Annotated in this window: 15 protein-coding genes and 1 pseudogene; 5 read left to right on the top strand and 11 right to left on the bottom strand. The window is 60.2% G+C overall.

All coding sequences use genetic code 11. The features are described from left to right. From ACMWKK_RS18890 to fdnG, 9 genes and pseudogenes are all read right to left on the bottom strand, one after another. Positions 1 to 672: pseudogene (locus tag ACMWKK_RS18890) on the bottom strand (hemagglutinin repeat-containing protein); the annotation flags it as partial. Between the two features lie 46 nt (positions 673 to 718). Continuing rightward, a complete protein-coding gene (locus ACMWKK_RS18895; protein WP_112781948.1) occupies positions 719 to 967 on the bottom strand; it encodes a hypothetical protein in 249 nt (82 codons plus the stop codon). Further along, positions 964 to 9,543 carry a hemagglutinin repeat-containing protein gene (locus tag ACMWKK_RS18900; RefSeq protein ID WP_284948528.1) on the bottom strand — a complete coding sequence of 2,860 codons (8,580 nt, stop codon included), beginning with the start codon at positions 9,541 to 9,543 and terminating at the stop codon, positions 964 to 966. Before ACMWKK_RS18900 ends, ACMWKK_RS18895 begins: the two co-directional genes overlap by 4 nt. Positions 9,544 to 9,562: 19 nt before the next feature. Beyond that, on the bottom strand, positions 9,563 to 10,075 hold the full coding sequence (locus ACMWKK_RS18905; protein ID WP_112780339.1) for a toxin-activating lysine-acyltransferase: 513 nt from the start codon (positions 10,073 to 10,075) through the stop codon (positions 9,563 to 9,565). A gap of 2 nt (positions 10,076 to 10,077) precedes the next feature. Beyond that, positions 10,078 to 11,769, bottom strand: a complete 1,692-nt coding sequence (locus ACMWKK_RS18910; RefSeq protein ID WP_201746556.1) for a ShlB/FhaC/HecB family hemolysin secretion/activation protein — start codon at positions 11,767 to 11,769, stop codon at positions 10,078 to 10,080. Between the two features lie 174 nt (positions 11,770 to 11,943). Then, a complete protein-coding gene (gene fdhE, locus ACMWKK_RS18915) occupies positions 11,944 to 12,873 on the bottom strand; it encodes a formate dehydrogenase accessory protein FdhE (RefSeq protein ID WP_025912306.1) in 930 nt (309 codons plus the stop codon). Then, positions 12,870 to 13,505 carry a formate dehydrogenase cytochrome b556 subunit gene (fdoI, locus tag ACMWKK_RS18920; protein ID WP_008501832.1) on the bottom strand — a complete coding sequence of 212 codons (636 nt, stop codon included), beginning with the start codon at positions 13,503 to 13,505 and terminating at the stop codon, positions 12,870 to 12,872. The genes fdhE and fdoI overlap by 4 nt, the downstream gene beginning before the upstream one ends. Further along, positions 13,502 to 14,404: a formate dehydrogenase subunit beta gene (fdxH, locus tag ACMWKK_RS18925; RefSeq protein ID WP_010436855.1), complete on the bottom strand. Its 903-nt coding sequence runs from the start codon at positions 14,402 to 14,404 to the stop codon at positions 13,502 to 13,504. Before fdxH ends, fdoI begins: the two co-directional genes overlap by 4 nt. Before the next feature lie 12 nt (positions 14,405 to 14,416). Then, positions 14,417 to 17,467 (bottom strand): formate dehydrogenase-N subunit alpha, encoded by a 3,051-nt coding sequence (gene fdnG, locus ACMWKK_RS18930; RefSeq protein ID WP_139156881.1) that lies wholly within the window; start codon positions 17,465 to 17,467, stop codon positions 14,417 to 14,419. Between the two features lie 371 nt (positions 17,468 to 17,838). Here fdnG and fdhD point away from each other — a divergent pair, with 371 nt between their 5' ends. Continuing rightward, positions 17,839 to 18,675, top strand: a complete 837-nt coding sequence (fdhD, locus tag ACMWKK_RS18935; protein WP_112780336.1) for a formate dehydrogenase accessory sulfurtransferase FdhD — start codon at positions 17,839 to 17,841, stop codon at positions 18,673 to 18,675. A 114-nt stretch (positions 18,676 to 18,789) separates the two neighbouring features. After that, the gene (locus ACMWKK_RS18940; RefSeq protein WP_008501827.1) at positions 18,790 to 19,002 is read left to right on the top strand and encodes a DUF1471 domain-containing protein; all 213 of its coding nucleotides are present in this window, start codon (positions 18,790 to 18,792) and stop codon (positions 19,000 to 19,002) included. A gap of 43 nt (positions 19,003 to 19,045) precedes the next feature. Here the strand turns inward: ACMWKK_RS18940 and ACMWKK_RS18945 are convergent, their stop codons facing one another. Together ACMWKK_RS18945 and ACMWKK_RS18950 are read right to left on the bottom strand one after the other, a co-directional pair. Next, positions 19,046 to 19,369 carry an AzlD domain-containing protein gene (locus tag ACMWKK_RS18945; RefSeq protein ID WP_045329505.1) on the bottom strand — a complete coding sequence of 108 codons (324 nt, stop codon included), beginning with the start codon at positions 19,367 to 19,369 and terminating at the stop codon, positions 19,046 to 19,048. Beyond that, positions 19,369 to 20,028, bottom strand: coding sequence for an AzlC family ABC transporter permease (locus ACMWKK_RS18950; protein WP_032644337.1), 660 nt, complete (start codon positions 20,026 to 20,028; stop codon positions 19,369 to 19,371). The genes ACMWKK_RS18945 and ACMWKK_RS18950 overlap by 1 nt, the downstream gene beginning before the upstream one ends. Positions 20,029 to 20,132: 104 nt before the next feature. On the opposite strand from ACMWKK_RS18950, the gene ACMWKK_RS18955 reads away from it, so the two are divergent. The 3 genes from ACMWKK_RS18955 to ACMWKK_RS18965 all read left to right on the top strand — a co-directional run bounded on the left by ACMWKK_RS18955 (position 20,133) and on the right by ACMWKK_RS18965 (position 23,921). Further along, complete coding sequence (locus ACMWKK_RS18955; protein ID WP_045329506.1) at positions 20,133 to 20,681, top strand: helix-turn-helix domain-containing protein; 549 nt, start codon at positions 20,133 to 20,135, stop codon at positions 20,679 to 20,681. A gap of 17 nt (positions 20,682 to 20,698) precedes the next feature. Then, the gene (locus ACMWKK_RS18960; protein WP_112780335.1) at positions 20,699 to 21,694 is read left to right on the top strand and encodes a LacI family DNA-binding transcriptional regulator; all 996 of its coding nucleotides are present in this window, start codon (positions 20,699 to 20,701) and stop codon (positions 21,692 to 21,694) included. 103 nt (positions 21,695 to 21,797) lie between these two features. Continuing rightward, complete coding sequence (locus ACMWKK_RS18965; protein WP_112780334.1) at positions 21,798 to 23,921, top strand: alpha-galactosidase; 2,124 nt, start codon at positions 21,798 to 21,800, stop codon at positions 23,919 to 23,921. The last annotated feature ends 2 nt before the right edge of the window (positions 23,922 to 23,923 follow it).

The following is a 23,923-nucleotide window of genomic DNA, read 5'->3' on the forward strand; positions in this document are numbered from 1 at the left end:
CGCCTGGCTGCCAATTTCCCCGATAAGCTGCGCCTCCTCCATCCTGCGCTGCTCTTTCTCCTTATCGAAGATGGCGTCGATGCTGCCGTTTGCATTCGCCGTGTCGCGGGAGAGGGTGGCGATATCCTGCGTCTGGTTTGTGGCATCGCGAACCGCCACCGTGCCGTTTTCAATGGCCGCCCGCGTGGTGCCCTCCGCGCTGCCGCTGCTGTCCGCCCCGACCAGCAGGTTGCTCGCCATGTTCCCGGCGAACTGCCCCGCGATGCTGCCGCCGGTGCTGATGCCCGCGCTCTGGTGCTCCACGTCGTATTCGGCGGTGTTGTGGATATCCCGCCAGCCGAGCGTCCCGGTGTCGAGACGGTTGTTATCCGCCGTGGCGGTGGAGGCGATAACCGCGCCGTCGAGCTGCGTGTGGCCGCCCACCGTGATGTCGAACCCGCCGGAGCCCGCGAAGATGCCGGTCTGCTCCTTCACGGAGGCATAGTCGCTGTCCATCCTGTCGCGGCTGTAGTTAACGCTGGCCGAGCCGCTCATGGTGCCGAAGGTGAAGCTGCCGCCCGCGCTGGCGTTCTTCTGGCTGCTGTCGTAGCTGTCGGTGTCCTGCTCGCTGGCGAGGGTCAGGTTACGCCCGATGTCGGCCACGACGGTTTTGCTGCGTCCTGCTGTTCTTCCTAACCAGCGAATTATTTAAAATGACAATTTAACAATTTTGATATCGCTATCCCCTAAACCCATTTAATTTTAACAGATTAGCAATAACAAAAATCGTGCCAGTAAAAGAGCCAATAGCACAGCCGATTTTAATGATTTTTAATATCTCGATTTTTGTTAAATCAAAAGAACCCGTAAGTATCCAAACTAAAATGTCTACCGACAGGGCTATGCATAAAAATGTAAAGGTAATTCCCATTACACATACGATAAATAGGATAAGAAGATTTAATATTTTCTCATTAATATATTTCATTTAAACTTATCCACAATGAATGGTTCAAGTTTTTTGCCGCCATATTCGGAGGAGAAAGAGGCTCCAATGTCACCGAAATTACTAGGAATATTGCTTGGTGTCATTTCTTTTGAAATACCATAATCCCCTTTCACTTCAGTAAACTGTCTCAGGTCAGCATTAAACTTCGGATCCCAGCCACCTTTCCACCAGTTTGCCCCAGCATTAACGCTCCAAGAAAGTCCTTTACCAATGCCGTAACCAATACCCGCACCGGCACCATTGATAAGCGCGCCCGACAGAGGATCTTTATTGTCAATCCAGTTACCCAGCGCACCACCTGCCGCATTCCAGCCTACGGTACCTGTAATTCCATTCCCCATACTGAATACGTTTACCCAACCAGCGATGGCGACATTCGCCGGGTCAATTGCGCCATCTACCCAGTAGCTGACCCCGGCATTAGCGCCAGCGCCAAGCCCCCACATTACCTGAGCACCACCGGGCAATAACGCCACACCACCGCTTGCCAGTGCCAGTCCGACGGCATCCCGTTCATTCATTGCTTTCTGACAGCTTGCTGACGATGGTGCATCTGCACAGCTTGCCATATCAGTTCCGTGCTGTTGTAACCACGCAACCTGTGCATCCTCACTCCCGGCCATCAGGTTGTTCTCAACCACCGTCTTCCCGGACTGCGCCCCCGCAATGGCGCTTGCCGTACCGTCTCCCGCCACTCCGCCCGCTATCCCTGCGGCAAGGGTTGCCAGGGCGCTGATGGTCTGCTTTTCACTTTCGCTCAGCGCAGTAACATCCTTCCCGTACATCTCCAGCGCAATACCACCCGCCAGCTCCCCGGCGGCGGCACCCGCTGCGCCAGCCAGCGCGTCTTTGCCCTGCATCGCGGCCAGCACCGCATTCGCCACCGCGTGGGCGGCGGCTTTTTCCATCCCGTCGTCCAGCCCGGAACGGTGCCCGATAATCTCCGCCACGTACGGTGCGGCGGCTCCGGCCAGCGCGGCGGTCATGTCGCCGCCCGCCAGCCCCTGAGCCGCAGCGGTGGCCGCCTGAATGGCGCGCTGCATGTCGCTGCCCGTGCCGTACTCTGCCTGCGCGTCACGGTAGGCCTGAGTGTCTTTCAGCTGGTCGGCGGTCATCTCCGGATGTACCTTACGCGCTTCCTCCAGCGCGTTTATTTCGCCCTGCGTGCGGGCAATATCCGCCGCCTGGCTGCCAATTTCCCCGATAAGCTGCGCCTCCTCCATCCTGCGCTGCTCTTTCTCCTTATCGAAGATGGCGTCGATGCTGCCGTTTGCATTCGCCGTGTCGCGGGAGAGGGTGGCGGTGTCCTGCACCTGATTCGCTTTATCACGGACAATCACCGTGCCATTTTCAACCGCAGCCCGCGTGGTGCCCTCCTCGCTGCCGCTGCTGTCCGCCCCGACCAGCAGGTTGCTCGCCATGTTCCCGGCGAACTGCCCCGCGATGCTGCCGCCGGTGCTGATGCCCGCGCTCTGGTGCTCCACGTCGTATTCGGCGGTGTTGTGGATATCCCGCCAGCCGAGCGTCCCGGTGTCGAGACGGTTGTTATCCGCCGTGGCGGTGGAGGCGATAACCGCGCCGTCGAGCTGCGTGTGGCCGCCCACCGTGATGTCGAACCCGCCTGAGCCCGCGAAGATGCCGGTCTGCTCCTTCACGGAGGCATAGTCGCTGTTCATCCTGTCGCGGCTGTAGTTAACGCTGGCGGAGCCGCTCATGGTGCCGAAGGTGAAGCTGCCGCCCGCGCTGATGTTCTTCTGGCTGCTGTCATAGTGGTCGGCGTCCTGTTCGCTGGTAATGGTCAGGTTACGCCCGATATCGGCCAGCACGCTCTCCCCGCTGACCTGCGCTCCGGTGAGACTCGTATCGCGGCCGCTGACGATGCTGAGGGTCTCGCCCGCGTTAACCGTGGTTTCGCTATGGGTGAGGGTGGTGCCGTTCTCCTTACCTTTCCCGGCATTCACGCTGGCGGAAACGTTGATGCCCGCGCCGCCGGAGCCGTAGCCGATACCGACGCCCGCGCTGCTGCCGTGGCTCTCGTTTTTGCCGTCGAGCGTGGCGGTGTTCAGCGCGGATATCAGGTTCACGTCCCGGCTGGCCTGTAGCCACAGGTCGTTCTGCGCATCAATCTGGCTGCCGTGAACCAGCAGGTCGCCGTCGGTTGCCACCACGGTGAGGTTATTCCCGGCGGTGAGGCTGCTGCCTTTTGCGGTGGCCTGCGTGCTGGTCTGCGTGGATTTCGACGACTGGCTGCCGTAGGAGAGGCTGATGCCGACGGTATTGTCGTTGCCCTTCTGGTTGCCGGTGGCCTGGTCGAGCATGACGGACTGCGCGCCCTGTCCGAGGGTCAGCGCGCCTTTCACCGCCTGCAGGGCGGCGAGGCGGTCGTTATCGGTCTCTCTGGCCTGCTTCAGGGTGCTCACGCTGCTGTCCAGCGCACCGCCCGCCGCGCCGGAGAGCGCAAGGGTCAGGCCGGAGGATTTCTGCTCGACGGTGTGGGTCTGCGTGCCGCTCTCCGTGGCGGCGGTGATGCTGACGTTTTTCCCGGCGAGCGTCATGTCCTGCGCGGCAATCAGGTCCGAGCCGTGGACGCTCAGGTCGCTGCCCGCGCTCAGCGTGACGCTGCCGTTCACGGAGCCGATGGTGCTGCCGCGATGGGTGGTGTCCTGCGCGGTGTCGGTGACCTTCAGGCTCTGGCTGCCGTAGCTGACGCCGATGCCGCCCGTGCCGGAGAAGCCGGATTTTTTCTCCTGGTGCTGATGGCTCTCCTGGCTGTGCTCTTCCGCCGTGGTCACGGTCAGGCTGTTGCCCGCCGCCAGCCGGACATCGTTATCGCCCACGATATCGCTGCCCTGTACCCGCAGGTTATTGCCCGCCTGCAGGGTGACGCTGTCGCCGCTGAACAGGGTGCCCTGGGCGGTCTCGCGGTTCACCACATCGTGCGTGGTCACAGTTTTTTTCGACAGCGCGCCGCTGCTGCCGGTGGACTGATGGTGCGACTCAAGCGTGCTGCTGTCGGTGGCGGCGGTGACGGCGATGTCGCGGCCCGCGCTGACGCCGAGGCTGCTGCCCGCCTCCACGGTTGCGGCCTGCGCATTCACGTCGCGGCCGGCCATCATCAGGATATCGCCTCCGCCGGCCACCTCGCTGCCCGCCTGTTGCGTGACGGACTGCTTCAGCCAGTTATTTTTATCCCACATCAGGTTATCGCTGGCGGAGGTGGTGACGGTGGTGAGGGTCAGATCCCGCCCGGCATTAAGCACCGTCTGGCTGTCGCTGCCGCGGTTAACGACCTGCGCGCCGGTCAGGGTGAGATCGCGCCCGGCGTTCAGCACCAGCTTGCCGTCATCGCCCTGGACGTAGATCCCCGCCACGCGCTCCACGGTGGTGCGCTCAAAACTGTTTTTCCCGCTGCTGCTCTGTGCGCTACGGGTGGTGGTGGTGAGGCTGATGTCGCGCCCGGCGGTGGCCAGCACGGAACGGTTGCCGGAAATCGTGCCGCCGGTGTTGCTGATGTCCGTGCGGGCGAACAGGCTGACGTCAGCCCCCCGTATCGTTCCGGCTTTGTTGGTGATGTTGTCGGCGCTGAGCTGCACCGCGTCACGGCCATGAATGGTACCGCTGTTGACAAGGTCACGGTTCAGGTTCATCGCCACGTTCTGGCCGCCCATCAGCGCGCCGGAGCCGTCGATGTCGCCAGGCTGTACGCGAACATACACCTGCGGGACCATCACGGTTTGCCAGCTGCCGTCGGCAAGCTGAACGCGGGTGTTGACCAGCCAGACCATGTCCTCCGTCAGCAGACTCATCTGTTCGGCGGTGAGCGCCACGCCCGGGACAAGCTGATGCGCCTGCCCGAAAGCAATGCCCGCATCCATCAGCGCCCTGAACTGGGTCTCATCGTCGCGGTAGTCGCCCAGGTAGCGGCCGCCGGTGAGGGCGATGATCTGCTCGCGCACCAGACGCTGCTCGTAATAGCCGTCGCCAAGACGCTTGTGCACGTTGTCCGGGTCCGTCGTGAACGCATTCTGCATATAATCACTGCCGAGCCACGTCTTGTTGTTGGTGAAGCGGGGATCGGTTTCGATCAGGTAATGCGCATCCGGATCCGGCAGGGTGTTAAACAGGCTGCTATCCGGCAGACGAATGTCCGGCCCGGCGGCACGCACCACCACGTCCTGCGCATCGCTGGCGGGCGTTTCAATCCATTTGCCCGGCGCATTGCCGGAGGGCAGGGCAGGGGAATTTGGTGAGGTGGTGTCCACACCTACCGCCAGGCTACCCGTCCCGCTGAGCGTGGCATCTGTGTTGTGGGCGGTGGCGGGTGAAAGGGTCATGCCGCTGCCATCGGCCTGGCTGTTGCCTTCCATTTTGCCCGGCGACAGGGTGATCGACTGGATCACCACAGGCGGGGCGTAGTCCGAGGTGCTTTTTCCCTGCGAGTCGCCGCCCTTTCTGGATTTACGGCTGTAGTGCGTGACCGAGCCTGCATCGGTGATCCACCGGCTGCCTTCCGGCATCACGTTATCCACCGAATCGGCGAAGATCCCGAGCATTCCCCCCGCCACAATCTGGCTTTTATCGTTCAGCACCTGATTTGCCGTAATCAGCATATTGCCGCCGGAGAGGATTTTGCCCGGGTCGCTCTCGGCAATCACCTCTTCTTCAATGGTGCGGGTGTAGCTGTACTCGTAAAAGTTGTCGTTGTTGGCTCCGGTATCGTCCGGGGTGTTGAGATTCAGAAGACTGTCGGCCGAGTTGCGGTCGACGAACACGCCGTCAGCATTGGCATCCCAGCGGATGGGCGATCCCTTTTGCTGGTACTCGTGGATCTGCTCCGTGGAGATGAGCGCCACTTCGGTGCTGAAATGGTCGTTGATGTTGTTGAGGTGGCCGACGGAGAGCGCCATGTCACCAGAGGATTCAATGGTCGCGCTGTGGTTGTTGAGGGCTTGCGCCTGCCCGATGGCGAAGCCGTCGCCGTCCACGCGCCCGCCGATGGCCATCGCTCCGTCGCTGTAGATCAGCGCGTGGTCGCGGTTGTTGATTGTCTGTGCGCCGATGTCCACGCGCTGGCGTCCGGCGAGGGTTGCCGCCGTTCCGTCCTGGGCGAGGTTATTGAGCGTTGTCGCCTGAATCGACAGGTGATCGCCGTAGATGCGGCCGGTGCCCGCGTTCGTCAGGGTTTCGGCACGCAGCCAAGTCTGGCTGCCGTCAATAAGACCGGCATTACTGAGGCTCGAGGAGAGGGTCAGCCAGGTCGCTCCGGCGGCGATCTCGCCGGACGCGGCGTTGAACAGGCTGGCGGCGCTGAGATCCAGTTTTGCACCCGCCAGCAGGTTGCCGCTGTTGGTCACGCTGCCTGGCGTGGTGAAGGTCATGCTGCCGTTGGCAATCACATCACCTACGTTGTTAAAGCTCTGCTGCGTGTGAATCGCCATATCGCCGAGCGAGAGGAGCTGACCGTCTCCGGTTAGCGCGTCGGCTTCAAGCGTGACGTTTTCCCCACCAATAACGACACCGTCAGCGTTGAGAAGCCGCAAAGCCGCGCCGCTCAGCGACAGCGCGCCCCCAGCGGACAGCTCACCCTGCGTGTTATCGAGGGTTTCGGCATTGGCGATCGATAACGTATTGTCCGCCCGCGTCGCTCCCTGAGCGTTATCGAACTGCTGGCTGTGGATATTCACATCCAGCCCTTCAATGCCCTTGTCGTCGGCCTGCGTATTGCGGTTGATCAGCGAGGCCGCGTTGAGCGTCACCGTTGCGCCACTGCGTATCAGGCCCAGCGTGTTGTCGATCGCCCCCGTTACGGCGTTCACCGCCAGCTCACCGAGAGACTGAATCTGCCCGTCCTGGTTATCAAGACGATTGAGGTTGAGGGTCATCTCCTGCTCACCCACCAGACGCCCGCCGGAACGGTTATCCAAAGAGGTTGCCCGCAGCGTGAACTCTCCTTTTGCGCCCAGCGTGCCGTTCTGGTTGTTCAGCGCGGCGGTGGCGAGCTGCATGTCCGCCAGGCTGTAAATCGTCCCCTCGCGGTTATCCAGCTGGTAGCCGTGGGTATCAAGAACGAGCCCGCTGCCCTGAATGACCCCCTGACGGTTGTCGGTATCGCTGCGCGTGGCAAGCGTCAGCGTATCCAGGGCATACAGCGTCCCGGCGATATTGCTGAAGCGCGCGACGTCCAGCGTCGCCTGTTTTTCGGCGAGCAGTATGCCCGCATCATTTTGCAGATTGCTCGTGGTTAGGATCAGGTTTCCCTGGCTAACGATGCCGCCCGTGTCCCTGCTGTTGCGGTTGCTGATACCTTCAACGGCCAGCGTGAGATCCCCTCCGCTCTGAATCAGCCCGCTGCTGTCGTTGTCCAGATGCTGCGCCGTGACGGCAAGAGCGCCCTGGGCGGCAATCATCCCTTTCTGGTTGGCGATCCGGGTGGCGTCTATCCGCGCGTCTTCACCGGATACCAGCGTACCTTGCGTATTCTCCAGCGACCCGGCATGAAGATTCAGCGCGCCTGCGGCGCTCAGGGTACCGTTGCGGTTCTCCACGTCCGTGGCCCTTACGACGGCTTCTTTCGCGCTGGCCAGCATGCCAAGCTGGTTGCTGATGCTGCCGGCGTTAACGTTCAGGGTGCCAACGCTGACGATACCGCCGGTCGTCAGGGTATTGTCGTTTGACAGGCGGTTCCCGTGGGTGTCGACGATCGTGTCCGCCCCGGACTGAATTAACCCTTCGTCGTTATTCAACCCTGCGCTGTCCAGCGTCAGGGCATCGCGGGCGGCAATTGTCCCGCCGACGTTAGTCAGCGCCTTGCGGCTGGTCAGCCCGATGCGGCCGTGTTCCGCGCTGATAAAGCCGCTGCTGTTGTCCAGAGTGTCGGCGCTCATGCTGATGCTGCCTGCCGCAGCCAGTTCGCCCTCGCGGTTGTCCGTCAGGCCAGCCGTTTTTATCGTCAGGGCGCTGTCGGCATCGGCGGCAACGATCTGGCCTTTGCGGTTATCCAGCGACGCGGCGTTGACGTTGACCGTGGCGTTGGCGGCAATCACGCCTTCACGGTTATCGATGCTGTCCTGATGGCCCAGCGTCAGCGCCCGCCTGCCGCTCTGGCTTATCTGGCCTTTCTGGTTGTTCAGGCGTTTTGCCGTGAGCGTGAGCTGGTCTGCGGCGATCAAGCCGCTGCTGTTATCCAGCGTGCCGCTTGTCGTGACGCTGAGGGCGTCATTCGCGATGACTTCCGCACCGGCGGTACTGAGGTTGCCTTGGCCGGCGTTAAGGGTAATGACGTTGGCCTGCGTTATGCTGCCTGATGCATCCAGCCCCTGACCCGTGGCCCTGATGTCGCCACCCGCCACATTCAGTCCATGCATCTCAAGTTTACCGCTGGCGGTGAGCGTCAGATCGCCGTCGCGGCCCGTGGTGCCATCGGGCTGCACGCCTGCGGCCAGCGTGCCGGTGCTGGCGATCGTTTTGCCCGTCAGGCTGACGTTGCGCTGTGCTGCGAGAGAGCCGCTGTTGTGTACGGCGTCGGTGGCAGAAAGGGCTACGTCAGCGGAAGACCAGATTGCGCCGCTGTTTTCAATACGCCCGTCGGCGGAGAGGGTGACCGTCCCGGCTTCCGCGCCGATATTGCCCGCGTTGCGCACGCCAACACCTTTTTCCGTCCCGATCAGACGGATTTTTCCGGCGTACATGCCGCCGACCTGGGAAACGTCCAGCGCCATGACGGGTTTTGCCGCACCGTTATCCGCGAGGGCGGTCACCTTTTCATGCGCCGCATCCACCGCGTTGCGCCCGGTGGTAACGCGTAAATCCTGCGCGTGAATCGCCGCATTCACCTGAACTGCCCGGGCGATGATATCGGTATGCGCCTGCCCGGAGGCGTCCAGCCCGTTGCCGTTCACGGTAATCTCACCGCGATCCACCTGATACCCGGTTATCCGGCCATCCTGCATCTGCACGGTGCCGGTCGTCAGCGTGGCGCGCCCGGCGTTGATAAAGCCGCAGCCGTCGCAGGTGATGCCCGACGGGCTGGCAATGACCACGTCGGCCTTTTGTCCAGCCACCTCAATGTAGCCGTTGAGCTGGCTCGGGTTGCGTGCGTTCACCTCGTTGAGGATGACTGTAGCTTCGCCTTTCGCCAGCCACGGGTTAGCGGTCACCATGCCGCCGAGTTCGGTGGCGGTATTTTTGTGGGAGTTGTTGAGGATGACCCCGCCCTGGCCGACGTCGAACTGGCTGTAGGTGTTGCGGGAAACGCCGCCTGCAGACGGGGTCTGGATATTCACCTGCGTTGTGCCGTTAGCGCTGCTGATGACGGTGGGCTGCTGCTTACCGGGCGCGGAGGCGTCCGCCACAATCCCGGCAGCCTGCACCGTCACTGCGCCAGAGGCCAGCCACAGCGCAAGGCTGAGCGCTCCGATGCGGCAGACAAGACGCTGAAGCGCGTGCCCGATCCCGGAGGAAGGCGACCCGCCCGAACAGCCGCGCGCCAGCTCGGAAACGACCATCAGCATGCCGCGGGCTTTATTAAAGACGATACGGTACAGACGTTTATTCATGGTGAAATCCTTTTTATTTTTATCCGTGCAGCGGGTGCGTGTGTTTCCAGTTCAGCAGCGCTTCGCGCGTGACCTGCCTGCCATAAAACGTTTTGATACGGCGGCCTTTCTCATTGCCGCGATGCCACAGAAAGCGCGCAACGTGGTGCGGAAAAATCTCCTCACGTACCAGGCGAAACAGGGCTTCCGCGTGCCCAAAAGGGGCAATAAAATCGCGAAACCACATCCGATCGCCGTTACACCAGTCCTCTTCCGGCAGGACGACCGTCTCCTGGGTGAGATAGCGGCGTTCGGCTTCTTCGCTCATCCATGCCCAGCTCAGGAAAAAGATCGGGCGTCCTTTCTCCTCTACCAGCACGTACTGCTGGCGTTTAATAATGGGCAAGAGCACCACGGGCAGGACGTGCAGCGGCGCGTCACGGTGGTTAAGGGAATGCATCCAGAGCCAGACCGACGCGCCCAGCACTTCGGCTTCACTCAGCGCGACGTTCTGGAGCAGCGGACAATGAACCGTCAAATCGCCATAGCGCATGCTCAGAAATCCATGTTGAGGTTGAAGCCGAAGGTTGCCGGGCTGGTTTTAAAACCGTCCGGGCGGGAGAACGGCACGCCCGCGAAGGCGTCGTATCCCACTTTCCAGAGCGCACCGCGCAGGCCCGCAGCGCCACCGGCCAGATGGTTACCCGTCAGGTACTCCGTGCCGTTGCCCGCGACCTCGCCGTAGTCGGCAGCCAGATAGAACTCAGTTCCGGCAAGCGGGGTCTGCCAGGAGAGATCGTTTCGAACCAGCCAGCCGCGATCGGCGTTTAGCGTGCGTTCGCCGTCAAAGCCGCGCACCGTCCAGCGCCCGCCGATGGCGAACTGATCCTGTGAAGTGAGCGGGGTGTTGCTGGTCTGACGCTGCCAGGCCACGTCGTAACGGAAGTGCTGTGCGCTGAGCGCAAACGGCAGGCTCAGGCGCGCGTTGGTGCGAAGAATTCGGCCCAGCGCGGTGGCTTCATCGAACGTCTCTTCGGGGGCTGGCTGGGCGCCAAACCAACGCGTGCCGCGCTGATAGCTGACGCCAGCATCAAGCGTGGCGGGGCCGATATAGTGGCGATGCTGAAGCCCGGCCTTCCAGGAGGAGACGTGGCGGCGCTGAACTTCCACCTCCGTGTCGTTGATGTAGTTTTTCGTTGTCCGGCTCTCCACGTCCCAGGTGAACGTGGTTTTTTGGGCGCTGCTGCGATGCAGAACCCGGCTGGCCTGTGCCACCAGACTCTGGCTTTTGCCGCTGTAACGAATGTCGCCGTTTAGCCCCGCCACGCTCTGGTGATAGTGGTAATCGCTGCCGGTAACGGAAAATGCCCACCAGCCCACGGGAACTGACCAGTGGGCGCTGAGGTTTTGGTTGCCTTTTTCCGGCCCCGTTTGCAGGTCATGGTTAATGGAAAACCAGAAGAGATCGCTCAGCGCCAGCGGATTATCCAGCGAAAGCGTTAGCCCACCCTGATAGCGACCCGTTGACGACGAGCCAGAATCATCAAGCGACAGGCCAAGCCGCCAGAATTTGCTCTGCTGGCGGGTAATCACGATATCGCTCTCACCCGGCTGTTCAGCCGGAACGATATCCATCTCAACCTGGACGGTGGGTAAACGCTGGAGGTTCTCCAGACCCTGCTCGATATCCCGCAGGTCCAGTAGGCTACCGTCATGTGCCGGAAACGCGCTGTAAAGCCATAACCCGCGGCTGCTGCTATCGGTCAATGTGACGTGGCGGATTTTCCCCGGGATAACGGCCAGCGCTAAATGGCCACTTTTTAAATCCTGAGCGGGAGCCAGCACGCGCGCGGTCGTCCAGCCGTGGGCGATCAGCCGGTTTTGCAGCAGGCTCATCACGCGGTTGATACCCCGGGCGCCCAGGCACTTCCCGACGGCCTGATTCGCCATGCGCTGCAGCGGCACCCAGTGTGGGAGCGCGTCCTGTCCCGTCAGAGTGACGTCGTGGATCGTAAAGCAGGGCGTTTCGGCGGCAAATTCGCCGCTTTCGTTACTGGCTGCCGGAGATTGCAGCCGGACGTCAGGCGCCTGGGGCGTCAGTTGGGTTTCCAGCGCCTGCTGACGCTGCTGTTGCAGGATAAACGGCTCATCACCCGGCGCGGCGCTGACGGCCGATGAAAGGCTGAGAACAGCACAGACAAAAAAGCCGGTGCGCGTCGTTGCGACCGGTCGAAATTCCCTTTCCAACACTTTCCCTTACAGAATGTAATGTTTTCTTGCAGGGGATCGTGACGAACTCGCCGCGAGTTTTCTACGCGTAGCGGCTAAATAAAATCTGAAAGTGGGGTTAAGTGCGGTATCGGACTAAAGTAGAGATGGCCGGCCGGGCAAGCTGATGCCGCCCGGCACGGTTACGGGAGATTACTCCCCTTCACCCGGGAACAGGAACGGGTTGATCGAGCTGCGGGCAAAGCCCTCCTGCTCCATTTTGGCATCCAGAATCAGCGAGGCGAGATCGTCGGCCACCGCTTCGACTTTCGGGTCCTTTTCCTGATACAGAATCTTCAGGTAAGTGCCGCAGTCGCCGCAGCTTTCGGCTTTCACTGCCGCATCTTCATTTTCCAGCGACCAGTAGTTGAGATCGCGGGTCTGCTCGCAGTTGCTGCACTTTATGCGCACCACGTGCCACTCGGTTTCACACAGGTTGCAGTGCAGGTAGCGCAGCCCCTGCGTGGTGCCGATCTGCACCATGCTCGATACCGGCATGGAGCCGCAGACCGGGCAGAACTGGCGCGCCTCGCCGTATTCGGCGCGGGCTTTGCCGGGGATCAGGCTGGCCATTTGCGCCCAGTAAAGCGACAGTGCCGCCCAGATAAACGGCGCCTTATCGCTGCTGACCAGCGAGAAATCGGAGGCAAACAGCGCGCTCGCCATCTCTTCCAGCTCCAGGTCAGAGGCTTTTTCCAGATTTTCGATCACCGCCAGCGCGGTGCCGCTCATCTCCGGCTTCAGCTCGGCAATCAGCGAATGCAGCAGCTTTTGCCAGTGCTTGTCGCGCGGCAGGACGTGAATGTCCAGCGGCGGCTTGCCCTGGGCGTTGGCTTCTTTGATGCGCGCGGTCAGGTCCATTTGCAGCGGGTGGTCATACAGCACCACTTCCTGCGCGTGGGCAACCAGCGCGGCAAAACGCAGAAAATCGCCCAGCGGGTTGTTCTCTGCCAGCTCGCGCAGGCGCTCTGCGCGGCGGTTGTAGAGGTTCTTGAGTCTGGGGAATAACAACGGCGGAATATAATCCGCCGTGCGTTTCTCGCTCGACCCCAGCTCATCTTGCGGGATTATGCGAATACTCATTCAGATGACTTTTCCTGTTTCTGGCGGACTTCACGGTACCAGCGCGGGTGATGTTTCTTCGCCCACGTGCTGGTGACCCAGCCTTCCACCATCGCGGTAATGGTGCCTTTCACCCAGAGGGCGGCGTAGATATGCACCATGATAACCACAATTAACGCTACTGCGGCAAATGAATGCAGCATCAGCGCGAATCGGATCACCGGGATTGAGAAAGCAGGCGCAAAGTACGGACGCCAGATGATCACGCCGCTCACCAGCAACAGGACCAGGAAGATAATCGCCGCCCAGAATACGCATTTCTGGCCGAAGTTATAACGCCCGGTGTCACCCACTTCCTCGTTGACGACGATCTTACGAATATTCTTCGCCCAAAAGATATCATCCCGATTGATTAGGTTATGGTGCCAGTAGCGGAAAAACATGATGATGAACGACGCGAACATGATGACGCCCACAAACGGGTGCAGAATGCGCGCCAGCTGTGGTGTCCCCATGATCTGCATCAGCCAGTTGAAGGATGGGAAGAAGAATCCCAGCCCGCTTATCGCCGCCAGCATGAAGCAGAAGGCGGTGACCCAGTGGTTGATGCGTTCCGGCGCGGTATAGCGCACGATGGTGTCACGTTTTCTCATTTGCGCACCTCGTCTTTCTCTTCATGCAGGTTGTCGTCTTCCTCTTCCGCGCGGTTCGGACCCACGCCGACGTAGTGGAAGATGCTCGCTGCAAAGGTTGCAGCAAAGCCCACCGCGGCCAGCGGTTTCCAGATGCCTTTCCAGAACTTCACGGTGGCGCTGATTTCCGGGTTCTCCGGCAGGCCGTGATACAGGTTCGGCTTGTCGGCGTGGTGCAGCACGTACATGACGTGCGTACCGCCAACCCCGGCCGGATCGTACAGGCCCGCGTTGTCATAACCACGGGTTTTCAGCTCGCCCACGCGCTCTGCCGCCAGCGTTTTCATATCCTCTTTAGAACCAAAGTGGATAGCGCCGGTTGGGCAGGTCTTCACGCATGCAGGCTCCTGGCCGACGGTAACGCGGTCCACGCACAGCGTGCATTTGTAGACGCGGTTGTCTTCCGGGTTCAGACGCGGTACGTCGAACGGACAGCCCGCGATGCAGTAGCCGCAGCCGATGCACTGTTCGGACTGGAAGTCGACGATGCCGTTGGCATACTGAATGATAGCCCCTTCTGACGGACATGCCTTCAGGCAGCCCGGATCCGCGCAGTGCATACAGCCGTCTTTGCGGATAAGCCATTCCAGCTTGTCGTTCTGCTCCACTTCCGAGAAACGCATCACCGTCCAGGACTTGGCGGTCAGGTCCGCCGGGTTGTCGTACACCCCGACGTTGTGACCCACTTCGTCACGCAGATCGTTCCACTCCGAGCAGGCCACCTGACAGGCTTTACAGCCGATGCAGGTGGTCACGTCGATAAGCTTCGCCACCTCCTGCTGGTGGTCCCGCGCCTGAGGCGCGGGCGTGAAACTATTTGTCGCGGAACGACGGATAATGTCTTGAGATTGATAAGCCATAGGTCGTCTCCGTTACACCTTTTCCACGTTCACGAGGAAGGCCTTAAACTCCGGCGTCTGCGTGTTTGCATCGCCGACGAACGGCGTCAGGGTGTTCGCAATGAACCCTTTCTTCGCCACGCCCTCATAGCCCCAGTGAATCGGAATACCGATGGTATCCACCTGCTGGCCGTGAACGTTCAGCGTGCGAATACGCTTGGTCACCACCGCCTTGGCTTTAATGTAGCCGCGGTTAGAGGAAACCTTCACGGTATCGCCGTGGGCGATGCCGAGCTTGTTCGCCAGCTTCTCGCCGATCTCCACAAACTGTTCCGGCTGCGCGATGGCGTTAAGCAGCGCGTGCTTGGTCCAGTAGTGGAAGTGCTCGGTCAGACGGTAGGTGGTGCCCACGTACGGGAACTTGTCCTTTTTACCCAGCGTTTCAAAGTCGCCCTTGAAGATACGGGCTGCTGGGTTAGAGACCACGTTCGGGTGCAGCGGGTTGGTACCCAGCGGCGTCTCAAACGGCTCGTAGTGTTCCGGGAACGGCCCTTCTGCCATCTTATCAATGGCAAACAGACGTCCCATCCCTTCAGGCTGCATGATAAACGGCCCAACGTCGCTGCCCGGTGCGGCAGTGCTGTAGTCCGGAATATCCACGCCACCCCATTTCGCGCCGTCCCACTTCAGCAGCTGACGCTTCGGATCCCACGGGTTGCCCTGTGGGTCAGCGGAGGCACGGTTATAGAGAATGCGGCGGTTGAGCGGCCACGCCCATGCCCAGCCCAGCGTATTGCCGAGGCCCGACGGATCGGCGTTATCGCGGTTGGCCATCTGGTTGCCTTTCGGCGTCCAGCTACCGGCAAAGATCCAGCAGCCGCTTGACGTGGTACCGTCATCGCGCAGGTGCGCGAAGGTGCTGAGCTGATCGCCTTTCTTCGCCAGCACGGTGCCGGTGGCCGGGTCGATAACGTCCGCCAGCGCCTTACCGTTGCTCTCCATGGCCACTTCTTCCGGCGCAGGGTTTTCCGGCGTCGAGTAGTTCCAGGTCATGTTCAGAACCGGTTCCGGGTTCGCGCCGCCTTCTTCCGCATACATCTTACGCAGGCGCAAGAAGATACCGGCCAGGATCTCGCCGTCGTTCATGGCGATGCCCGGGGCGTCCGCGCCTTTCCAGTGCCACTGCAGCCAGCGTCCGGAGTTAACGATAGACCCGTTCTCTTCCGCGAAGCAGGTGGACGGCAGACGGAACACTTCGGTCTGAATCTTCGACGGATCGACGTCGTTCGATTCGCCGTGGTTCTGCCAGAAAGTTGAGGTCTCGGTATTGAGCGGGTCAATTGTCACCAGGAACTTCAGCTTCGACAGAGACTCAACAACCTTGTTCTTGTTCGGGAACGAGGCCACCGGGTTAAAGCCCTGGCACAGATAGCCGTTCACTTTGCCCTGGTGCATCATCTCGAAATACTGCAGAACGTCGTAGCCCTTGTCCCACTTCGGCAGCCAGTCAAAGCCCCAGCTGTTTTCCGCCGTCGCTTTGTCGCCGAAGAACGCTTTCATCATCGAGACGAAGAACTTCGGATAATTGCCCCAGTAGTTCACCTGGCCTTCCAGCAGCGGTTTAGGCGTGCTGGCCGTCAGGTAGGTTTGCAGGTCGGTCTGCTTCTCGCTTGGCAGGTTCATATAGCCCGGCAGGCTCTGAGACAGCAGGCCGAGGTCGGTCAGACCCTGAATGTTGGAGTGACCGCGCAGGGCGTTCACGCCGCCGCCTGCCATCCCCATGTTGCCGAGCAGCAGCTGAACCATCGCCATGGTACGGATGTTCTGCGCGCCGATGGAGTGCTGCGTCCAGCCGAGGGCGTAGAGGAACGACGCGGTTTTGTCTTTCGCGCTGGTTTCGGCGATCAGCTCGCACACCTTCAGGAAGTCCGCCTTCGGCGTACCGCAGATGTTTTCCACAACCTCCGGCGTGTAGCGGGAGACGTGCTCTTTCAGCAGGTTCCACACGCAGCGCGGGTGTTGCAGGGTGGTGTCGCGCTTCGCAAAGCCTTTCTCATCCAGCTCGTAGTTCCAGCTGGTTTTGTCGTATTTGCGTTTTTCGGCGTCGTAACCGCTGAACAGGCCATCTTCGAAGTGGTAATCCTCACGCACGATCAGGCTGGCGTTGGTATAGGCTTCGGTGTATTCGCGGTTATATTTTTCGTTGGTCATCAGGTACAGCAATACGCCTGACAGGAAAGTGATGTCAGTACCTGAACGAATAGGGGTGTAGAAATCCGCCACTGACGCCGTACGCGTAAAGCGGGGATCGATCACAATCAGTTTCGCACCGTTGTGGATTTTGGCTTCCATCGCCCAGCGGAACCCGACAGGGTGCGCTTCAGCGGCGTTACCGCCCATCACCACAATAAGGTTGGCGTTCTTGATGTCGACCCAGTGGTTGGTCATCGCACCGCGACCAAATGTTGGAGCAAGACTTGCTACCGTTGGTCCGTGTCAGACACGCGCCTGGTTGTCGACCGCGAGCATACCGAGTGCGCGCGTAAATTTCTGGGTTAAATAACCGGTTTCGTTGCTGGAGGCAGAGGCACACAGCATCCCGGTGGAGAGCCAGCGGTTGACCGTAACGCCGTCGGCGTTCTTCTCAACAAAGTTGGCATCGCGATCTTCTTTAATGTGTTTTGCGATGCGGTCGAACGCCTCTTCCCAGCTGATCTGCTGCCATTTGTCGGAGCCTGGCGCGCGGTATTCCGGGAATTTCAGGCGGCTTTCGGAGTGGATGAAGTCCACCAGACCGGCCCCTTTCGGGCACAATGCGCCGCGGTTAACCGGATGGTCCGGGTCACCTTCGATATGGAAAATAGACGCTTTGGCGTTTTTAGCACCGTCGCCGAGGCTATACATCAATAGCCCGCAACCGACAGAGCAGTACGTACAGGTATTACGGGTTTCACGGGTGCGCAGCAGCTTATACTGCCGCGTTTCCGCCAGCGCTACGCCGGGGGCAAAGCCCAGCGCCGCTGCCGTGGTGCCTGCCATACCGCCAGCGCAGATCTTAAAGAACTGCCTTCTGCTGACCTGCATGGGTCACTCCTTGTTTCGACATTGCTTACATATGTAGTTTTGACTTCGCGGTTGAGAATTGACCGCAAAGGAAAAAATTTGGGTTAATCCCTCAATTCCACGAGGGATATCATCAGAATACCACAATGTCGGTATAGCTGTTCTAATGGCGTTAATACAAAGTGAACGTATTATCACCATGTTGATTATAAAGTGTGATATCGATCACATTAACCGCTCGGCATGTTAAAGCGATGTAGCCGGTGTCAGGTTGCACCCCTGCTAAATGAGTAGGAGAATGGTTGTCGAAAAGTTGATCCATACTATGCGTAAAGCCTGTGGTTTATGCTGCAATAGCAGGCTCACCTCCGTGGTTGTTCAGGAATACCGCCGTGTCTAAACAAAACCGTGCTACCCATCCGTCGCCACTGCCTGCAGGCATTGTGGAACTGTCGGTACGCAGACCGCCCAACATTACCCGCGCCACGCCCGATTTTCTGGCGGAGGAAGTGCCCGTTGCGCTCGTTTACAACGGTATCTCGCACGTGGTGATGATGGCTTCGCCGAAGGATCTCGAACTGTTTGCCATCGGCTTTTCCCTCTCGGAAGGCATCATCGAGCGTCCGCAAGACATCTACGGTATAGACGTGGTCCAGGCCTGCAACGGTCTTGAAGTGCAAATCGAACTCTCCAGCCGTCGCTTTATGGGGCTGAAAGAGCGCCGCCGCGCGCTGGCCGGGCGCACCGGCTGCGGCGTCTGCGGCGTTGAGCAGCTCAATGATATCGGCAAACCCGTTGCGCCACTGCCGTTTACCCAGACCTTTAATCTGGCAAACCTCGACCCTGCGCTTGAGCATCTCAACGACGTGCAGCCCATCGGCCAGCTGAGCGGCTGCACGCACGCGGCGGCGTGGGTGTTACCGTCGGGAGAGATTGCCGGTGGGCATGAAGACGTGGGCCGCCACGTGGCGCTGGATAAGCTGCTCGGTCGCCGGGCGCGTGAAAGCGAGCTCTGGCAGCAGGGCGCGGCGCTCGTTTCCAGCCGGGCCAGCTACGAGATGGTGCAAAAATCGGCCATGTGCGGCGTGGAAATTTTGTTTGCAGTCTCGGCGGCGACCACGCTGGCGGTGGAGGTCGCGGAGCGTTGCAACCTGACTCTGGTGGGCTTCTGCAAGCCGGGTAGGGCGACAATTTATACCCATCCACAGCGATTGCATGTTGATCAATAATTTTGAATGATAATAGCAAATCCTTCCGCTTTTAGTTGTTCGCGATGAGGTCTAGTATTTATCTCATCAAGGCACGGTGCCTTACCTAAACAACTTAATGAAAGGGTTTATATCATGAAAAGCATCAAAACTTTTGTCGCTGTTATCGCTCTGGCTACTTCTTTCGGTTCTTTTGCTGCGCAGACCGTCACCGCAACCGCCTCTACCATTGATGGTGCAGAAGCGAAAATCGCGGCGCAGGCTCAGGAAGCAGGTGCGTCCTCTTACAAAATTACCCAGGCATTTACCGGTAACCGCGTACACATGACCGCTGAACTGAACAAATAAGCCAGCCGTCACACCGTCGAAAGAGCGCCCCCGGGGCGCTTTTTTAGTTTATGCCCGCCACGCGCAGCAGCGCGGTTACCACTGCCGCCGCCACGATCACCACAATTAACGGCATTTTCCGCCAGGCTAAAAACACCGCAAACGCCACGCCCAGCACGCGCGCCATGCCGGCGAAGTGTTCGCCTTCATAAAACGTGGTCGCCAGCGCCACGGAGAACAGCAATACCGTTGCCGCATCTGACAGCAGCGCCTGAGAGCGCTCTGACAATGCCAGCCTGCTGCCCAGCTTCGCCCCGCCAAGGCGCATTAGATAGGTTCCCGCAGACAAAATGGCGATGCCGAGAATAAAAAAGGTCATATTTTCCATTATTTTTTCCTCGCAGCGAGACCGAGTAAAGAGAGCAGCACCGGCAAACCCACCGGGGCGAACGGCACGGCGGCCAGAGATAATACGGCGCCGCTGCAGGCGCGGATGAGCGTGGTACGGTTTTTAAACGCGGGAACCACTAGCGCCAGAAGAATGGCGGGAAATACCGCGTCCAGCCCGATGGTTTCCGGATCCGGGAGCAGTTTACCGACCATCGCCCCCAGCAGAGCCCCCAGCGGCCAGATAATCGCCACGCCTAAGCCGCATAGCCAGTACGCGGCTTTGCGCTGTTCAGGCGTTTTTTGCGACAGGCCAAACACCACGCTTTCGTCGTTCATGATGTGGCAGCCCAACAGGCTCAGACCACGCTTGCCCACCAGTTCCCGCACCGTCACGCCAAACGGCACGTGCCGCGCGTTGACCAGCAACCCCGCCGCCGCGGCCGCCAGCGGGTTACCGCCGCTTGCCACAATGCCGATAAACATGAACTCGGACGCGCCCGCCAGCACGGTAATGGAGAGCACAAACGGTACCCAGACCGGAAAGCCGTAGGCCATCGCCAGGGAGCCGTAGGACATGCCGACCACGCCGACCGCGAGGCAGACCAGAATGATTGCTTTTATGGTGTCGCCTTTCAGGCAGGAGAGATGATGCTTCATACAATTTTAGCCATATCGAACGTGTTTCCATTATAATGAACGCAACAGAACTGTTTTTCAAGACGAACGATTCGTTCGATTTATAGAACAAAAAGGGCCGTTATATGACGCAGCCAATCAGCGTGATCGCCAAAAGCCTGGTGCGAGAACGCCTGCGAACCGGGCTTTCACTGGCGGAAATAGCTCGCCGTGCCGGGATCGCGAAATCGACGCTTTCACAGCTGGAATCCGGCAACGGTAACCCTAGCCTGGAAACGCTGTGGTCGCTCTGCGTGGCGCTGGATATTCCTTTTGCCCGCTTGTTTGAGCCGCAGCTGCCAACCACCCAGGTGATCCGCCGTGGTGAAGGGACGAAAGTGGTCGCCGGACAGGCAAACTATGAAGCCATATTGCTGGCGGCGTGTCCACCCGGCGCCCGGCGCGACATCTATCTGCTGCTCACCCAGCCGGGGGCAGACCGTATCTCCCAGCCGCACCCGCCGGGGTCAGTTGAACACATCATTGTGACGCAGGGACGTGCGATGGTCGGTTTGACCGACGCAGCGGAAGAGCTGGGGCCGGGAGATTACATCTGTTATCCCGCCGATCGGCCGCATATCTTTAAGGCGCTGGAGCCAGACACGCACGCGCTGCTGGTGGCGGAACAAAATTAACGTAGATACGGAAAATCATGTCGCTTAAAGCCATTGCCAAAGAGCTGGGCCTCTCCATTACCACCGTCAGCCGCGCCCTCAACGGCTATGACGACGTCTCTGCTGAAACGCGCGCCCGCGTGGAAGCTGAGGCTCAGCGCCGTGGTTACCGACCGAACACCTTCGCCCGCCGCCTGAAGATGGGCAAAATAGACGCCGTCGGGCTGGTGTTTCCCGTCCATCCTGTTCCGCTCAATAACAGCGTATTTATGGACATGGTCGGCGAAATTAGCCACGAACTGGCGCGACATGAGATCGACCTGCTGCTCATCGCCGACGACGATCTGGCGGATAAGCACAGCTATATGCGCATGGTGCAAAGCCGGCGCGTGGACGCGCTGATTGTGGCGCATACGCTGGATCGCGATCCGCGTCTTGAGCAGCTGCAGGCCGCCGGGTTCCCTTTCCTGGCGCTCGGGCGCAGCCAGCTGCCGCAGCCGTACGCGTGGTTTGATTTCGACAACTATGCCGGTACGTACAAGGCTACCCGCTGGCTGATTGAGAAAGGTCATCAGCGCATCGCGCTGCTCGGCGAAAGCAACAATCAGGCATTTATCACCCAGCGTCGTCAGGGCTATCTGGACGCCCTGCGGGAAGCCGGGCTTTCCAGCGAATGGCTGCGCGCTATGCCGCCGTCGCGCCGCGTGGGGTATGCCACCACGAAAGAGCTGCTTGCCCTGCCGCAGCCGCCCACGGCCATCATTACTGACTGCAACACCCACGGCGACGGGGCGGCGATGGCGCTCGCGCAGCTGGGGCGTTTATCCGGCGACAACGCCGTGTCGCTGGTGGTCTACGACGGCCTGCCGCAGGACAGTATCGTCGATATCGACGTGGCATCGGTGATCCAGTCCACCCGTCAGGGCGTCGGAAAACAGATTGCCGACATGGTGCGCCAGCTGATTAACGGCGACGATATTGCGCAGCTTCAGGTGCTATGGCAGCCGGAATTCTCCCCCGGGCAGACGGCCTGAATATCTCCATTTTCTAAACCCGATCACAAATCCGAAACGTTTTGGTTTGTATCCGAAACGTTTCGGATCAAAACTCAAGGCATCCCATGACAGGAGATGTCTGATGCAAGATTCTATATTACGACTTGAAAGCGCGACGGTGGATGTGGTGATAAAAACGCGCCCGTTCGCCGAAATTATTTACTGGGGGCCGCATCTTCAGCACTTTTCGCCGCAGAATGCTGAAACCCTTTCCCGGCCCGTTGCTAACGGCAGGCTGGACGTTGACTCCCCGGTTACGCTAATGGCTGAGCTCGGGCACGGCCTGTTTGGCTCGCCGGGTATCGAGGGGCATCGACAGGGGCTGGACGGCTCCCCGGTGTTCACAACCACGCAGGTACAGCAGGAACCCAACACCCTGACAATTACCGCTGAAGATAACTACGCGGGCCTTCGTCTGACCAGCGAGCTGGCGCTGGACGCCAGCGGCGTGCTGGTGGTGCGTCACGGCTTAACGAACCTGAAAGCAATCCCCTGGCAGGTTGACCGCTTTGCCGTTACGCTGCCGGTGGCCGAGCGCGCCCGGGAGGTGATGGCCTTCCACGGACGCTGGATCAGAGAGTTCCAGCCGCACCGCATAAACCTTGAACACGACAGCTTTGTAATTGAAAACCGCCGGGGTAAAACCTCCCACGAACACTTCCCTGCACTGATAGCCGGTACGTCGTCGTTCAGCGAAATGCAGGGCGACGTCTGGGGCGTGCATCTGGGCTGGAGCGGGAACCACCGCCTGCGCGCGGAGGCGAAAACCGACGGTCGCCGTTATATTCAGGCCGAAGCGCTCTACCTGCCGGGGGAAATGACCATTGAAGAGGGAGATACCCTCTGGACGCCGCGCCTCTATGCCAGCTACTCCGCGCGGGGCCTGAACGGCATGAGCCAGCAGTTCCACCGCTACCTGCGCGACAACGTCATCCGCTTCCCGGAAAGCAAGCCGCGTCCGGTGCACCTCAATACCTGGGAGGGGATCTATTTCAACCACGATCCGGACTACATCACGCGCATGGCCGACGAGGCCGCCGCGCTGGGCGTGGAGCGCTTTATTATTGACGACGGCTGGTTCAAGGGCCGCAACGACGACCATGCCGCGCTGGGCGACTGGTACCTGGATGAGAAAAAATACCCGAACGGCCTGAAGCCGGTGATTGATCGCGTCAAACGTCTCGGCATGGAGTTTGGCATCTGGGTTGAGCCGGAGATGATCAACCCGGATTCCGATCTGTATCGCGCCCATCCCGACTGGGTGCTGGCGCTGCCGGGCTACGCCCAGGCGACCGGGCGTCATCAGCTGGTGCTCAACCTCAACATCCCGCAGGCCTTTGATTATCTGGTGGAACGCATGAGCTGGCTGCTCGGCGAGCATGCGATCGACTACGTGAAGTGGGACATGAACCGCGAGCTGGTGCAGCCGGGACACAACGGTAAAGCCGCCGCGGACGCCCAGACCCGTCAGTTTTACCGGCTGCTGGACGTGCTGGGCGAGCGCTTCCCGCACGTTGAGTTCGAATCCTGCTCTTCCGGCGGCGGGCGCATTGATTACGAAGTGCTCACCCGCAGCCACCGCTTCTGGGCGTCCGACAATAACGACGCGCTGGAGCGCAGCACCATCCAGCGCGGCATGAGCTATTTCTTCCCGCCGGAGGTGATGGGGGCGCACATCGGTCATCATAAATGCCACGCCACCTTCCGCCAGCACAGCATTGAATTCCGCGGCCTGACGGCGCTGTTTGGCCATATGGGGCTGGAGCTGGATCCGCTCACCGTTGATGAGAAGGAGCGCGAGGGGTATCGGCATTACGCCGCGCTGCACAAGCGGTGGCGCGAGGTGATCCACCGCGGTACCCAGTGGCGCGTTGATATGCCGGACGCCACCACGCTGGTGCAGGGGGTGGTGAGCGAAGATAAGGCGCAGGGGCTGTTTCTGGTCAGCCAGCTCGCGATGCCGGACTACAGCCTGATGATGCCGCTGCGCATGGCGGGGCTGGAGGCCAGCGCGCAGTACCGCGTCGCGCTGCTCGATCACCCGAATATTCAGGTAACGGGCGAAGGCGGGCACACCATGCGCAAGCTGCCGGCGTGGATGGAAACACCGCAAACGGTGAGCGGGGAGTGGCTGATGCAGGCGGGTATTGCGCTGCCGATTCTGGACCCTGAAACCGCCATTTTGATTGGCGTGGAACGCGTGTAAAG

Origin of the sequence: Enterobacter sp. 01-M-03-SI-ECC (genome assembly GCF_047530215.1) — a bacterium.
GTDB classification, from domain to species: domain Bacteria; phylum Pseudomonadota; class Gammaproteobacteria; order Enterobacterales; family Enterobacteriaceae; genus Enterobacter; species Enterobacter chengduensis.

Coding starts and splice junctions, on each gene's coding strand:
- ACMWKK_RS18895 (WP_112781948.1), bottom strand. CDS start 967: ATGAAATATATTAATGAGAAAATATTAAATCTTCTTATCCTATTTATC.
- ACMWKK_RS18900 (WP_284948528.1), bottom strand. CDS start 9,543: ATGAATAAACGTCTGTACCGTATCGTCTTTAATAAAGCCCGCGGCATG.
- ACMWKK_RS18905 (WP_112780339.1), bottom strand. CDS start 10,075: ATGCGCTATGGCGATTTGACGGTTCATTGTCCGCTGCTCCAGAACGTC.
- fdhE (WP_025912306.1), bottom strand. CDS start 12,873: ATGAGTATTCGCATAATCCCGCAAGATGAGCTGGGGTCGAGCGAGAAA.
- fdoI (WP_008501832.1), bottom strand. CDS start 13,505: ATGAGAAAACGTGACACCATCGTGCGCTATACCGCGCCGGAACGCATC.
- fdxH (WP_010436855.1), bottom strand. CDS start 14,404: ATGGCTTATCAATCTCAAGACATTATCCGTCGTTCCGCGACAAATAGT.
- ACMWKK_RS18940 (WP_008501827.1), top strand. CDS start 18,790: ATGAAAAGCATCAAAACTTTTGTCGCTGTTATCGCTCTGGCTACTTCT.
- ACMWKK_RS18945 (WP_045329505.1), bottom strand. CDS start 19,369: ATGGAAAATATGACCTTTTTTATTCTCGGCATCGCCATTTTGTCTGCG.
- ACMWKK_RS18950 (WP_032644337.1), bottom strand. CDS start 20,028: ATGAAGCATCATCTCTCCTGCCTGAAAGGCGACACCATAAAAGCAATC.
- ACMWKK_RS18955 (WP_045329506.1), top strand. CDS start 20,133: ATGACGCAGCCAATCAGCGTGATCGCCAAAAGCCTGGTGCGAGAACGC.
- ACMWKK_RS18960 (WP_112780335.1), top strand. CDS start 20,699: ATGTCGCTTAAAGCCATTGCCAAAGAGCTGGGCCTCTCCATTACCACC.
- ACMWKK_RS18965 (WP_112780334.1), top strand. CDS start 21,798: ATGCAAGATTCTATATTACGACTTGAAAGCGCGACGGTGGATGTGGTG.